General features: G+C 36.9%; 10 protein-coding genes, 1 tRNA gene and 1 pseudogene. 6 read left to right on the top strand and 6 right to left on the bottom strand.

The features are described 5' to 3' along the window. The gene (locus HCX49_RS12265) at positions 1-366 is read left to right on the top strand and encodes a PleD family two-component system response regulator (protein ID WP_168127211.1); all 366 of its coding nucleotides are present in this window, start codon (positions 1-3) and stop codon (positions 364-366) included. A 155-nt stretch (positions 367-521) separates the two neighbouring features. On the opposite strand, the pseudogene HCX49_RS12260 reads toward HCX49_RS12265, so the two are convergent. Both HCX49_RS12260 and HCX49_RS12255 read right to left on the bottom strand, forming a co-directional pair. Then, a pseudogene (locus HCX49_RS12260) lies at positions 522-1,259 on the bottom strand (metallophosphoesterase family protein); the annotation flags it as partial. Positions 1,260-1,343: 84 nt separating this feature from the next. Beyond that, entirely contained in the window at positions 1,344-2,480 is a 1,137-nt protein-coding gene (locus HCX49_RS12255) for a multidrug effflux MFS transporter (RefSeq protein ID WP_168127210.1), read from the bottom strand. Between the two features lie 87 nt (positions 2,481-2,567). On the opposite strand from HCX49_RS12255, the gene HCX49_RS12250 reads away from it, so the two are divergent. Together HCX49_RS12250 and HCX49_RS12245 are read left to right on the top strand one after the other, a co-directional pair. Next, positions 2,568-3,332 carry an AraC family transcriptional regulator gene (locus HCX49_RS12250; protein ID WP_168127209.1) on the top strand — a complete coding sequence of 255 codons (765 nt, stop codon included), beginning with the start codon at positions 2,568-2,570 and terminating at the stop codon, positions 3,330-3,332. Between the two features lie 246 nt (positions 3,333-3,578). After that, positions 3,579-4,409 (top strand): hypothetical protein, encoded by an 831-nt coding sequence (locus HCX49_RS12245; protein WP_168127208.1) that lies wholly within the window; start codon positions 3,579-3,581, stop codon positions 4,407-4,409. A gap of 126 nt (positions 4,410-4,535) precedes the next feature. On the opposite strand, the gene HCX49_RS12240 is transcribed toward HCX49_RS12245, so the two are convergent. Together HCX49_RS12240 and HCX49_RS12235 are read right to left on the bottom strand one after the other, a co-directional pair. Further along, the gene (locus HCX49_RS12240; RefSeq protein ID WP_237682787.1) at positions 4,536-6,026 is read right to left on the bottom strand and encodes a RagB/SusD family nutrient uptake outer membrane protein; all 1,491 of its coding nucleotides are present in this window, start codon (positions 6,024-6,026) and stop codon (positions 4,536-4,538) included. A gap of 31 nt (positions 6,027-6,057) precedes the next feature. Further along, positions 6,058-9,168, bottom strand: coding sequence for a SusC/RagA family TonB-linked outer membrane protein (locus tag HCX49_RS12235; RefSeq protein WP_206368437.1), 3,111 nt, complete (start codon positions 9,166-9,168; stop codon positions 6,058-6,060). A gap of 487 nt (positions 9,169-9,655) precedes the next feature. Here HCX49_RS12235 and HCX49_RS12230 point away from each other — a divergent pair. Continuing rightward, positions 9,656-9,728 (top strand) — tRNA-Ala (locus HCX49_RS12230). A gap of 506 nt (positions 9,729-10,234) precedes the next feature. Continuing rightward, entirely contained in the window at positions 10,235-11,416 is a 1,182-nt protein-coding gene (locus HCX49_RS12225) for a glycosyltransferase (protein WP_168127207.1), read from the top strand. A 74-nt stretch (positions 11,417-11,490) separates the two neighbouring features. Here the strand turns inward: HCX49_RS12225 and HCX49_RS12220 are convergent, their stop codons facing one another. Further along, the gene (locus tag HCX49_RS12220; protein WP_021190410.1) at positions 11,491-12,285 is read right to left on the bottom strand and encodes an HAEPLYID family protein; all 795 of its coding nucleotides are present in this window, start codon (positions 12,283-12,285) and stop codon (positions 11,491-11,493) included. Positions 12,286-12,554: 269 nt separating this feature from the next. On the opposite strand from HCX49_RS12220, the gene HCX49_RS12215 reads away from it, so the two are divergent. Then, on the top strand, positions 12,555-15,035 hold the full coding sequence (locus HCX49_RS12215) for a phosphocholine-specific phospholipase C (RefSeq protein WP_168127206.1): 2,481 nt from the start codon (positions 12,555-12,557) through the stop codon (positions 15,033-15,035). 118 nt (positions 15,036-15,153) lie between these two features. On the opposite strand, the gene HCX49_RS12210 is transcribed toward HCX49_RS12215, so the two are convergent. After that, entirely contained in the window at positions 15,154-15,519 is a 366-nt protein-coding gene (locus tag HCX49_RS12210) for a response regulator (RefSeq protein ID WP_168127205.1), read from the bottom strand. Positions 15,520-15,535 lie beyond the last annotated feature (16 nt).

Here is a 15,535-nt window from a genome sequence, read left to right as displayed (position 1 = left end):
ATGGATAAGAAAAAGATAATGATTTGTGATGATGATCAAGGAATACTTGATGTGCTCCAGATGTTACTGGAGATTGAAGGGTTTGAGGTTTTACCACAGATCAATAGTATTCATATTATTAATGAAATTTTAATGCAATCGCCCGACCTTCTATTGCTGGACCTTTGGATGCCCATCTTACCGGGGGATGAGATATTAAAAATAATCCGGGATAATCCGGAGATAAAAAAGTTACCCGTTCTTGTAATATCGGCAAGCGGGGATGGAAATAAGATTGCCATGGAGGCGGGAGCTGACCGCTTTCTTGCAAAACCTTTTGATCTCAACGAAATCATAGCAGAAGTGAACAGCTTATTACCAAATTAATGGTAATAAGCAAATTTTAAGGTAACCATTTTTGGTATAGGAGCATTCACTGGAAATACCTGTGAATGATTTTAAGCTTATGCTATGATTGATATTCAAAATCTTTTTAACGAAAACCAGTATGTTGCGATATCCTACTTTGTGATAGCGTACACTCACTTATCAAAACTGATTAGGGTCCTGCTAATATGATCATTTTCGATTGCGATAAGGCCATACCCATAGATCTGATCGTTTATAATGACAGTATCAACATCCTTTTCTATCTGATAGGAACAAGCAAGGGTTGAATATTGGAGTATATTTTTTTCAGAAGTGACATCTTCCATGTGGTAATGTCCGCAAAAGATCGTTACTTCATTGTCAATCTGAAGTAAAGCATATTTTATTTCGTCCCGTCTATTCAGAGCGGCACCAAGATGATCAATTGGAGTACTGATTTCTAAAATAGGATGATGCGAAAAAACAATAATTTTTTTTACAGTTTGCAACTGTTCTTTGAGCCATATCAACTGTCCTGCAGTAATGGCGTTAGAAGATGTATCCAAATAAATATATTTAAAAAAGTCATCTTCCTGTACGTTTAGCATCTCCTGTGCATCTGATGCAAAATCAGAAATAAAATATTTTGAAACTTCTGAATAAGAATCATGATTACCGAGAATAATCCTAGGTTTGATACCATACGAACGAAGGGTATTAAAAAAGTCCGAATTTGATTGTTTTGAGCCGATATCCCCGCCAAATACAACCTCAGTTATTCCTCTTTCAACAATATCTTTTAAAATAGCTGTTAAATTTTCTTTATGTGTATCAGGCTCTCCCCGATAATTCATTTTTTCAGTACCTAAATCGTCATGTACTACATAAACTTCCTGACCTAAATGTGTATCTGTAAAAAAAAGCTATTCTCTTCATGATGATATATTGATCTGTTATGGCGTAAAAGTAGCTATTTGCCGAGTAATGTAACTTCCTTAGGGTAGATACTTTCTATAGGTGTACGCCAATAAGATAGTCAACAAAGAGGATGAAATGAGTACCACACCTAAATCTTGAATCCATCCTGAAGCTATAAGACCTAAACCGATAAGCGTATAATAAAGCAGTCCAAATATAGCTCCTGCAGTTCCAGCAACGTCTCTATATTTGATTAGTGCCTGACTTAATATATTGGGTATTGCAATACTGAACGCAATCAGGACAAAAATAATGGGTAATAGAAACCATAAACTGTCCTGCAGCATGAATACACCAAATGCACCGATAACAGAAATAAAAGATGACAAATAAATCAATCGTTGTGCAGAAAAATTTAAATGAATAAGTTTTTTATTCAATACGCCCCCAGCTAATGAACCAATGGCAAGTAAAATACCACTATATCCAAATTGTGTTGCGCTATGCCCTGATTGTTCAAATATAAATGGACCTAAAGAATAGTAGCTAAATAACATGATGTTGAATAATGCTACCAATAGGGCACTTAACCAGATCACCCGATCACTTAATAATTGTCTCAAAACTGTTCCAATTTTCGGACGGTCTTGTTTAATAGGCGCTTTTGTTTCAGGCAAAAACTTTATAGCATTGATTAACAACAATACCGCAACTAACAAAACCACCATAAATACACCCTGATATCCAAAGCTTTCAGTCATATAACCTCCCGTTATAAAACCGATAATAGGACTTAAAGAGAGCGCAATTCCAATAATAGAAAATACAGAACTAAGGTCTTCTTTTCGATATACATCCCGAAGGATAGTCTGTGTTATAATAGAACCTACGGAAGCTCCAAAAGCAGCGACTACCCGAGCGATTAATATCATATTGAAATCACTGGTTAATAGCGCCATAATAGCTCCAATTGAATAAAAAAATAATCCCCAGATCATAGCACTTCTTCTCCCTATTATATCGGATAATATGCCCCAAAAGATTACACCAAATGCGAAAGCAATAAAGTAAAATGATAGGGTTAACGACGCCTGCTGATTGCTCACCTGAAAAGCTTGTGCGATACCGGGTAATGCTGGGCTATAAATTGTTTCGACAAATTGTGGAAACATAATCAAGATGATTAATAGCATCAAATTTGGTTTATTTTTCATTTTTCACTTTAATTAATTTGCAAAATAACACATGATTTATCGTATCTTGTTATTGGTATTAAGACAAAAAATATCAATATTAAGACAATGACATACATAGCTAAAGATGATTACTTTGATCCCGACAAAATAGATGCTGCTGTAATTGGCATTGCGTCAGAATTGAATGCTCATGATTCAGGACGCCACAAACATCAAAAGGCGCAACTATTATATGCTCCTAGCGGATGCATGTCAATACGTACAGATAGTACACAGAGTTTATTACCACCTACAATGGCGGCATGGATTCCACCAAATGTATTACATAGCGTTACGATTAGAAATACAGTCGCTTATCGTTCTATATATTTTGATCCCAACAAGTTCAAAAACCTACCTGATGAATTAATAATCATGAATATAAGTCCTTTATTAAAAGAAGTTATTGAACGTATATCGTATTGGCCCTGGGATATGCACTGGAGCAATCAGAAAAATATAACAGCTGTTTTTTTTGAAGAATTTCAGCACGCATCTCGTGAAAACTTAACCTTAGTAGAGCCATCGGATCCAAGATTTCAACCCTATATAGACCAATGGAATATAGGGAAGTCAAAACCGCCGCTAATGAAGAAATTTGCGTTAGAAATCGGGATAACTGAAAAAACAATTGGACGCATTTTTATGAAAGAAACAGGCATGTCTTATCAGGACTGGAGGCAACAATGGAGGCTGCATCGATCAATAGAATTATTAACCAATGGTAGAAATGTTAACGAAACAGCTGATGAATTAGATTTTTCTAGCCCGAGTGCATTTATAGAATTCTTTAAAAAATATCTGCGAAAAACGCCAAATCAATATTTATAATTTTTAATCTAAAAGAGCGAAAAGACTTAGTAGATCAACCCATTGATGTCAAAATGTAATGACCTCTTTCAATTTTCTTTTAACTCTTTGAAGCTGCTTTTCCAGCCATTGCATTTCTGTTTTTAATCAGATAATTTGATAGATTAAAAACCATTTCTAATGGCTATTTGTTAATCTTTTAAGCTCGCTAACAGGCAATATTTACGATAGCAAAATATAAGCAGGCAAAATTAATCTAACTTAACTATGAAACACATTTTAAAATTTACAATTTATCTCTTCACTTTACTGATATGCACGTCCACAGCTTTTGCGCAGCAAAAAGAAGATGTCATCTATCTGATGGACGGTGGACAGAAAAAAGGAAAAGTCATCACGATTGGGGACGAAATCATCAAGTTTTCTTATACCGGTGAGGAGTTACAATACGAACTTAAAAAATCTTTAATTGATAAAATTGTATTTGCCAATGGAAGAGAAGAATCCTTTAGGTCAGCTGGTAATCCCAGCAGTACAGTAAATGCAACAGCATTACAATCTAGCGCTATACAGGGCGGGAACAGACTTGCTGTTATTCCATTTGAAATTGCCAGTAATGACCAAGGTCTTACCACCGATGTGATGAGACGGGAAGTGCAGCAGGCCTGTGTCGATGCTTTGAGATCACGATCACTTTCTATTCAGATGCAAGATTCAAGGACGACCAACGCTACCCTTTCTAAAGCAGGTATTAATCTCGCTGATATTGCCAATCATACACCGGAAGAATTAGCAAAACTATTAGGTGTAGATTATGTAGTATTAGGGGTTTATGATATTGAAAATAAAGGAACATTCAGCTATGGATCTGGGGTAGCATCTTATGATGACAAGAAAAAAGATAATAAAACGAAGGGTACTGTTGTCCAATCAAACAACAGCTACACCAGTACAAATTATGACACAAAAGTTTTAATGACTATTTATGATGCGACTGGAAGGCAACTGTTTTCGGACACAAGAAAACCTTTTCTTGGCGGAGTCGATTCTTATAAAGGAGCATTAAAAACATTAGCCAAACGAGTACCTCTAAAATAATTATAGTTGACTGAAAGTATATAATAGTATGTAATCAGAAAGATTAAAAATGAGCGTGAAATAAGTAATAAAAAAACAGGCCCTTACTACTGTAAGAGGCCTATTTTTATTAAAAAGCAATTCATATTATAAATTAGGATTTCTAACAATTTCTTCGTTTGGAATAGTGAATAGATAATATGGGCTATTAGTGACGAAATTAGATCCATCCGGAAATTTCACTACGCGATGTCCCTGTCCATTAACAAGTTTAGTACCTCCATTTGCTGTTTTGATCGAAACCTGGATTGGTTTACCTGTTTCATCAATAAACAATTTACGCTGTACTTTTCCTTGCGTTCTAATAATATCCGATAAAGCGAAGCCTTCTCCCCAAAGTTCTTTACGTCGTTCTATCAAGATCTCTTCAATTAAGTTTTTCCCTTGGCTCACATCATAAAGTTTTGCTTGACGGGCTGTACGCAATGTGTTTAATGCAGCAATGGCTTTGTCCTGCAGCCCTGCGCGCGCATAACCTTCGGCTTCAATCAATACCATCTCGGAAGAACGCATATATACGATATCTCCGATCACGTTGGGTTTAAATTTGAATTTTTTATATCTTAAAAACCCTTCACGTCCAGCCAATGGATCCCACTCGAATAAACTGTAGCGCGTATCGCTTTCGTCAAATAAATTCTTAAAATAAGGATCTGCCATAAAGCTGAAATAATAAGATGCATCGGAGGATACGTCTAAATAATGGAAGGTATAACTAGCATTGCTTTGTTCAGTCGTCTGCTTATGTCCCCATATCCATTCTGAATTCCCAAGATCATTGAACCCTGCCTGATAATCAGCTGCACCCATAAGATTGTAAGTACTTCTTGCTTTTTCTGCAGCCTCAGCTGCTAGCTTCCATTCACCCACCTGCAGATAGGTACGTGCCAATAAACCTTGAACTACATTCTGATTGATCTTATATTTCTCGGTACGGGTATATCCTTCAAGAAGTGTTTGGCTATCTTTTAAGTCACTTAAAATTTGATCGTAAAGTTGCTGTAGACTTGCTCGCGGATTTCCTTTGGTCGCTGTGGTGCTTGGTTCAGTATAAATCGGTGCTGTTAACGCATTTTTATCTTTCTGATAACTAAACTGATAAAAAGATGCTAAATTCAGATAAGCAAATGCGCGGAGTGCTTTTGCCTGCCCCTTTAACCTATTCTTATCTTCTGTCCTACCTTCAGCGCCATCGACTTTAGCAACAATATTATTGGCATTATCGATGACTTTATAAAGCAAAGTCCAGAAAGAGTTAATGCGGTAAGATCGGTTATTATTGAGTTCTGAAAATGTATAAGCATCGCGATATCCGTATTTTGTCGTCAAAGCAACGTCACTCCCCATGGCATCACTGGTACGCAAAATAGCTGAGTAGCCCGGATTGGCATACGTGAAAAACGTATCATTGAGGTATTTCCAAGTTCCATTAATAACCGTTTCAACATTCGCGGTCGTTTTATAAATCTCGGACTCAGCGACGGCAGTTGTCGGATTCGTGTCCAAGACATCTTTACAAGATGTACCGAGTAAGGAAACTGCCAAAAGTATATAGGTAGATTTTAATTTCATATTCATACTGTTTTATTTTTATATGATTGCCTAAACATTAAAAAACAAGCTGTAAACCTCCTGAAATGGTACGCATAGCCGGGTACCGGAAATAAGTAGCTCCATTTAATGTCTGCTCCGGATCCATTCCTTGATGTCCATAAAAAGTTAGCAAGTTTTCTGCTGTTGCAAATACGCGTAATTTACCGAGTCCAATTCGTCGGATTAAATCTCCAGGTAAACTATAGCCTAAACTCACATTCTTTAAACGCGCATACGTTGCATCATATAAAAAGCGTGTGGAGGTTGAAGTCCAGTTTAAATTATCTGTGGTCAACTTTGGGACGTTTGTAGCTGTATTTTCTGGTGTCCAATGATTCAACATTTCAACACTCCACGCTCTTCCCACATTATTTCCGGTATGCATCAACTGGATATAATCGTTATCCAATACTTGTCCACCTAAACTGAAGCTGACCAAAGCAGATAAATCAAAATTCTTATAACTAAAGCTATTGCTTACACCACCTATTAAATCAGGCAATGAGCTTCCGGCATCAAAAAATCCAGCTTTAGTATACTCAGATGTTTTTTGATCTGTTTTTTTCCCGTCCTGATCGGCCACATACCATTGAGGTAATCCATTTTCAGGATTTACACCCGCCCATTCCGGCATAAAGAAATCATAGATCGTACCACCAACTCGTAATGCACGTGTGCCCGTAATGATATCTTTGTTATTATTTGGCAACGAGGTGATTTTATTGGTATAATGAGATAGATTCACATCCAAGTTCCATCTGAAGTTTTCAGTCAGTACTGGGATCGTGTGTATATCGATATCGAATCCTCTATTTCGAAGTGATCCAATATTGGCATCATAACCTGAATAACCGCTCGAATAAGGCATCGGCATTGTAAATAACAGATCTTTACTTTGGCGATTAAAATATTCCACACTTAATGAAACTCGATTTTTAAAAGCAGCAACATCCAAACCCACATTAAAGTTCAAGTTTGTCTCCCATTTCAGATCTGGTGTTGGCAATCGGCTTGTAACCGTTCCGCCTTCACCTAAACTATTGGAAATAGTATATAAGCCTTGGTAAGCATAGTAAGTTCCCAAGTTGTCATTACCCTGGCCTCCATAACTAGCTCTCAAGGTTAACTGATTAAGAGCTGAAACATCTTTCAAGAAATTTTCCTGCGCAATTTTCCATGAACCGCCCACTGACCAGAAAGTTCCCCAACGGGTTTCTGGTGCAAAACGGGATGATCCATCGGTACGTAATGAGGTCGAGAAATAATAACGGTTATCATAGTTATATTCGGCACGTCCAAGGAAACTCAATAAGCTGTAATCGACGCTAGATCCTGTAAAATTATTCAATTGCGACGCTGCGACCGGTTCGTAAAATCCTGGAAGTACAAATCCCTGACGACTACCACTCATATTGGAACTGTTGAAATCATAATATTCCTGACCTGCCAATACATTCAAGTGATGTAGGTCAAACTGCTTATCAAACGTTAAAATATTGTTCCAAGTTTGTCCTACTGTTCGTACATTGGATTTGGACACAGATCCTTTTGTATCGACACCAAAACCAACCGTAGGATTGGTATAATTATGGGTATTACTATTGATATAGTCTAGACTATAAGTAGATCGGAATTTCAGATCTTTTGAAAAAACAGCCTCAAGGTAGGCTCTAGCGGCAACATTTTCTCTTCGGATATCATTTTTATCTAAAGGCAGTGAAGCTGCCAGATTGTTCTTTGGAGTAGCGCCACTCGGACGGTAAAGTCCAAAATCATATATTTTATTTCCGTTTTCATCCAGCACATAAGAACCGTCTGCTGCACGCTCGTAGTAAGGATAAAAAGAAGGTACTAAGCGGGAAAAATTGATAATATTAGCGGTGTTGCTATCTTCGGATTGCGGATATTTCTGCTGTGTACTGCTACCTGCTATATTGAGACCTGCATTTAACCAGGATTTCATCTTTCCATCAATATTGGCACGTACATTATACCGTTTGAAACCTGATTCAATTGCAATACCCTGATCATCCAAATAACTCCCGGACATAAAATAGGTATTTTTAGGACCACCACCACTGAAACTTAAATCTCCTTGTGTACGCACACCTGTACGTTGCAAAACATCGGTCCATGGATCATTCCATAATGCTTTTGCTCCTGGAACTAATTTCCCATCCAGTCCTACCGGCTGCGGAAATGCCGACCCATATGGATTTTTATTCAGATCAGTTATAACACTGTTCGTCGCATTTGTTGCTGCCTGCGCGGCTGTCAAGCCATTTGAAAGGTTTTTATTACGAAGTGCCTCCCAATACATTTGGAAATAATCATCCGTAGATACCTGATCGTAGTCACGAACCGCTCTTCCAGAATAACCTTGGGTAAAATTAAGATTGATCGTCGTATTTTCAGAAGACTTACCACTTTTTGTCGTAATGATAATGACACCATTAGCACCTCTAGATCCATACAAGGCGCTTGAAGCTGCATCTTTCAGAACAGAAACGGATTGAATATCATTGGGATTGATCGAGTTGATATCTCCTGAAAATGGATTTCCGTCCACGACAAACAATGGCGAACTTGAGGCGTTGATAGACCCTATACCTCTAATTCTGATTGCGGCATCAGTACCGGGTTGACCTGAAGATGCGACCGACTGTAAGCCGGGTACTTGACCTTCCAACGCTTTCGAAATACTGGAGACCTGTCTATTTTCAATTGCTTTTGCATTAACCGTGCTGACTGATCCGGTAATATTGGCGCGCTTAGATGTACCGTAAGCGACCACCACAACCTCATCAAGGTTTTGACTGGTAACCTGCAAAGCGACAGTCAGATTAGCGCCGTCAGCTTTTACCTTTTGAGTCTCATAACCGATATAAGAAAATTCGATAATGGTATCTGAAGCCTGCTGTACGGGGAGTGTAAATTCTCCATTTACATTTGTTGTTGTGCCTCTAGTCTGTCCGGAGAAAACAACATTAACTCCTGAAAGCGCTTTTCCTGTTGTGACATCTGTAACTTTACCTTGTACATTGCGCTGCTGAGCCTGAAGTTGACTCATACTTGAGACGGTTAATACCGTAGCTACTAATGGAAAAATTTTGTTTGTTAACTGCATGTAATACTGTTTAGAATTTTTAATACTGCACTTATAAAGCATTTAATACGGACTCCGTTTCGCTTATATTTATTGAAAAACAATAATCTACTAAACTAGTAGTCTTTATTGTGTGGCAAAAGTAATATTTTTATATATAGATTTAGTAGACTTTTTTGTCATAATTAAAACACAATCAACAAACAACTCATTTACAAGGAATTATTTTCTAATTGCACCTATCAAGAACATAATGGTCCGAAGTTGAGGCTTTATGAAATCTCACTTATCAAAAATTTATGGTTAAAAAATAAAGAAAATAGATTATTACGCTCAAATACAATAAATTAACTTATGTAAAATAAATAGTTTTAAATCTGTATAAACCAAAATAGTCTATTACTCTAGCTATTCTAATAAAAAATACAGAGGTAAATGAAAAAATTAGAACGCCGATGTTTTGAATTTCATATTAAAGTACTATCTTGGTCCTGTCTTACGACATACTGGGGTATTAGCTCATTTGGTAGAGCGCTTCGCTGGCAGTGAAGAGGTGATCGGTTCGATTCCGATATGCTCCACATTAAAAAGGCTTATACATATTTTTATGTATAAGCCTTTTTATTTTTTATAAATAAATTTAATGAATGACCACATTCATTCTTGCTAAATTATCGACCATCTGTAAACTAATTATATGTAATTATCTATTTCTTGCACGGTAATCTAACTTTTTGCCTCAGAATAAAAGCAAACCAATTCGTATCAGCCAACGCTAAAAACAAGAATATTTCTATGTGTCCGTACAAATACGCACGCTCTACGCTTAGTACTGTCGATAAGTAACAATCTACTTTAACTGACCTAAAAACTACGGTTATGTACATAAAAATAGGTTTTGGGTACAGCTTTTGATTTACAGCTTGCATAAAAAGGACGTAGCATTTAATCATACTATATATTATGGAGCATATCGATCAAAAAGCAAAAGAAATGGGCTTAGACAGAGGATATTATTTATTATTGATGGCGATTTTGGATATACCTGTTGAGCAGGCAGATAATAACATAAGCAAGTAGCAATAATATGAAGAAAATTGTCATTATTAGCACCTGCCCTCCTCAGAAATGTGGACTTGCAACCTTCACTAAAGATCTGAAACAGGGAATGGAGCTCGATCCAGATGTAACAGTCGATCTAATTGCTGTATGTAAATTAGGTAAAGAACAATTTGATAACTCAATACGATTTGTCATTGACAAGGATGGATTAGACAGTTATATGCAAGCTTCATGTATCATTAATGAGGAATATGATTATTGTATATTACAACATGAATTTGGGATTTTTGGTGGTGCTGATGGCATTTTCATCAATAACCTGATCAATAACTTAAACATACCATTAATAACGGTTTTTCACACAATAATACAGGATCCAACCTTAAGGAAAAAAGAAATCATGGAATCACTCCTGAAAAAATCAAAGCAGGTCATTTCTCTTTCGCCCAAAGGATGCTCAATTTTGAAAGAGATTTTCCCAGATCTTGATCATCAGAAGATTAAAATGATTCCACATGGAGTTCCTCAGTTTGATTATAACCAAGGATTAGCAAAGCAAAAATTAGGCTTACAGCAACATTTTATGATGCTGACTTTCGGCTTAATCAGACGGAGTAAAAATTTGGAATACGCTATCAAGTCTTTGGTAGGTCTCGATTTACCAGATTTCAAATACTTTATTGTCGGAAAGACACATCCGCATGTATTGGCAAGTGAAGGTGAATCCTATCGTTATGAATTACAAAATCTGGTGGAACAATTAGAATTACAGGATAAAGTCGTATTTGTAGATGAGTTTTTATCGGATGAGCAACTCAAAGAATATCTTACAGCATGCGATATTTACATATCTCCCTATCAACATAAGGAACAATCAAGTAGTGGAACTCTATCGTTCGCAGTTGGAGCTGGAACAGCTGTTATTGCTACTCCCTATTGGCACGCTAAGGATTTATTGATCGATGACCGAGGCATACTCACACCTTTCGATGATATAGAAGCGATGCGCGAAAACATCATTCTTTTATATAATTCCCCAAGATTATTGGCTTGGTATCGGTTCAAAGCGCAAAGTTTTGGAGAACTATCAACATGGAGATTGATGGCAAATAATTATATTGAACTGTTGAGTAACCGCACAACCCCCATAAGGTCACTTGAGTATTTTGAAAATTACATATCTTTTGATATGAGAAGGGAAGCATAAGAAACCGAAGCCTCAGTATTTAAACGCTGAGGCTTTTCTAATATGTCAAGAAACTAAAACAAAGCTCGTAGGCCTTAGAACTTTGGTTCCCAAATTAATCTGGTCATAAAATCCATTTGAAACTCTTTTGATTTTATCGGAACACCACACACTAGACCTACTGCAAAATTAGGGGATAACGCTAACTTCATTTGAGGTCTCATGATATATTCTAAATGACCATGCTCGATACGCATATCATTTTCAATACCGATGTAATGACTTGAATTGGGAACCATGTAATGCACGTTTGCGTTCAATACAAAATTGGTTTCCATTCCTTTCTTTTTAAAGTGATATTCGAATTCAGGTCCTGTATAAATCAATGTACTGATCTGATTAAAATTCTTAGCTGCTATAAAGAAGGGTGATGATACAAAACCATCAAAAAGAGGTGTATTTCTTACAGTTGGATTTGATCGGCCAAATTCCATTTCATGTACATACCCGATAGCCAAAGAAGTCTGGTGTTTCTCATCTACCAGAAACGTATATTGTGTTCCTAATTTTAAACCTTCTATATGATTGGTTCTTTGCCCTACATTATCTTTTGCAAATAGTACAGGCACTTCAACTTCCAGTCCCAGACGATTAGCAACAGCCCACTCGTATTCAATAAAAGCATTATGCTCTACTTTATTTTTGAAACGTCCAGTACCATATCCAACATTAAATTCTGCTTCGCCTTTTCTAGCGCCAAGATCCCGCATGAGGTCTAGGTAGAGTGGTTCTGCATGTTTTACTTTTGCTGGCTTAGGTATTGTGGTTTCTTGTGCAAATAAAAAATTGGAAACGAATAGGAAAAATAAAAGTGTATATATAAATTTCATGATATTAATGTTTGAAACAAACTTATAGGCACATTTAGGAAAAAATTAGGAATTCTAATTGTATGTTGTCCTTATCTGAAATTTTTCACTTATATCAAGATTGCTCTTAATAAATTACGATGTCGAAGTGATCTTGAAATAAACGTTAGCAAATGATGAAACTGTGGGAGAAAAAAATCTTCCACAGTTTTTTTTGAAACCTAATCGTTACATAACATACTTACAAATTCTTTTTACTTTTAAACCTAATTAAGACAATAAAACACGAAATGGACAATAGAAGAGATTTTTTAAAGAAAGCCTCCCTTTTAGCTGGAGCGATGGGTTTAGAATGGGGATTGCCCGACGCCATACAAAAAGCGATGGCAATCGAGCCTCTTGCCGGATCTAGTTTTTTAGATGCGGAACACATTGTCATGCTTATGCAGGAAAATCGTTCATTTGACCATAGTTTTGGTACGCTGTCTGGTGTACGTGGTTATGGAGACCCTAGAGCGATACAATTACCGAATGGAAATCCAGTATGGTTACAATCTGGAAAAGATGGAAAAACGTTCTCTCCTTTCCGGTTGGATATTAAAAGATCTAAGGCGGCCTGGACGAGCTATCTACCACACTCCTGGGAGAATCAATCTGCTGCACGCAACCAGGGAAAACACGATAATTGGATCGACGCAAAACGTTCTGACTATAAAGATTTTAGAGATATACCTTTAACAATGGGTTATTATACACGGGAAGATAATCCATTTTACTATGCATTTGCTGATGCTTTCACGATCTGCGATCAAAACTTCTGTTCTTCAATAACCGGCACGACAACAAACCGACACTTTTTTTGGACAGGTACCTGTGTACCGGGTAAAGGAGAAAAACCATTAGTACGCAATTCGGATATTTATTTTAACCGCTGGGCGAGCTGGAAAACATTTCCAGAGAAACTTGAAGCGGCGGCTGTCTCTTGGAAGGTGTACCAAAATGAAGTCAGCATACAATCTGGCCTACAAGACGATGGGTTATTGGGCAATTACACGGACAATAACCTGGAGTGGTTTTCACAATATCATATAGAATTTAAGGAAAGTCATTTAGCATTTTTAAAGAAACGCGTAGCAGAGCTTCCTGCTGAAATCACTGGTATAGAGAAGCTACTTCAGGACGGTCAAGCAACAAGTGTACAAAAAGAACAGAATAAACTGAAGCAAAAGAAAGAACAGCTGCTAAGTTTTGAGAAAAAGCTTGAGTCATTAACACCGGAAGCCTTCAACAAGGTATCACCATCAGAACAAGCCCTTTTCCGTCGTGCCTTCCAAACAAATGAAAACGACCCGAATTATCGCGAAGCCATTACCGTAAATGAACAAGGTACAGACATTCGGGTTCCTAAAGGTGACGTATTACATCAATTTAGAAAAGATGTAAAATCAGGAAATCTACCTACTGTCTCTTGGCTGGTCGCCCCAGAATATTTTTCAGACCATCCTAGTGCCCCCATGTATGGTGCATGGTTTACTTCAGAAATTTTAAACATATTAACTGAAAATCCCGATGTCTGGCGCAAAACAATTTTCATCTTAAATTATGATGAAAATGATGGTTATTTTGATCATGTCCCTCCTTTTGTAGCACCGAATCCTGCCGATCCTACTTCAGGAAAAGTATCGCCTGGATTGGATATTTCTGGCGAGTATGTCAGTCTGCAACAGGAATTGGAAGCAGGTGTTGATAAGGAAAATGCCACCGAAGGACCTGTCGGATTAGGGTACCGTGTTCCTTTAGTAATAGCTTCCCCTTGGTCTAAAGGTGGATGGGTCAATTCCGAAGTTTTTGATATAACGTCTACTATTCAATTTATTGAGCAATTCATAAATAAAAAATATGGTAAAAATATCCATGAAGATAATATTAGTTCATGGAGAAGAGCAATTACTGGAGATCTGACATCTGTCTTTCGCACTGCTGTTTCAGGCAATGCTAAAAAACTTCCTTTCTTGGATCGTAATGCACAAATTCGTGCTATTGATGAAGCTAAAAAATTACCACTGCCTAATAACTATCATCAATGGTCTGAAGTAGATATTGCGCAATTGAAACTTCATAAAAAAAGCAATTCGTTATTAGCGAAGCAAGAAAAAGGACAACGACCATCTAATGCACTCGCTTACGAACTATATGTGCATGAAAAAATTGATAAAAAAGAGAACAAAATTAATTTAAAACTAGAAGCAGGAAATTCCATTTTTGGAAAAATGGCGCTAAGCAGTCCATACAATGTATACGCAGGCTCAACTTATAAAGGTGGCGTGAAGTTTTGGCCTTTTGCTGTTCTTGCTGGAGAATCTCTAGATTTCAGCTGGAATTTATCGGACTTTAAAGACCATACCTATACTTTAACAGCCTATGGGCCGAATGGATTTATGCGCGGATTTAAAGGTAAAGATGAAGCGCTACAAGTACAGTCTTCTTATGAATTGGATCAAGGAAAGCAGGCAACAGGTAACCTATTGATCACTTTAATAAATGAAGGAAAAGAAGCCTTACTTATTGAAGCAAAAGATAATGCATATAGCAACTGGCATAAAAAAGTATCATTACCTGCAGGAAGATCGATCACTTGGAAAATTGACACACACCAACAATCTGGCTGGTATGATCTCAGTTTACATGTAGTCAATACAGCTTTCGAACGCCATTTTGCAGGCCGTGTGGAAACTGGAAAACATTCAAAAACAGATCCGCAATTAAGTTAGTTCATTACTATAATCCAATAATAGTCGTCACTGTAATCTGAACGAATATTATTGGATTATTGATCTTTGCCCTTTCTCAAAAAGTGATTTTATAAAAGGTTTCTAAGTAATTCAAATGCTACTCCAGATATTTAGCAACAATATTTTCAAGATCCTCTAAATCAAATGGCTTAGCAAGATAATCATCTGCACCTGCATCTGCTGCAAGAGACGCGATATCACTATTTGCTGTAACGTAAATAACGGGTATATGTTGAAATAAAGGATGTTGTTTCAATAGTTTTGTTGCTTCTTTCCCTCCAATATCCGGAATCCAATTGTCCATCAAAATCAAATCGGGTGTCAGTTCAGCAACCTTCTCAATAATATCGTGAGAGGTCTCAGATATGGCAATTTGATATCCCGCATCTTCTAAAATAATGGTCACAATTTCTAAAATGGAAACATCATCTTCAAATATTAAAATCTTCTTTCTATTATCCATGGCTCTATCTTTAAAC

This window comes from Sphingobacterium sp. B16(2022), from assembly GCF_012030425.1.
In the GTDB taxonomy this organism is placed as follows: domain Bacteria; phylum Bacteroidota; class Bacteroidia; order Sphingobacteriales; family Sphingobacteriaceae; genus Sphingobacterium; species Sphingobacterium anhuiense.
The sequence above is the reverse complement of the archived record's forward strand: the minus strand, read 5'-3'. Positions and strand labels throughout refer to the sequence as shown.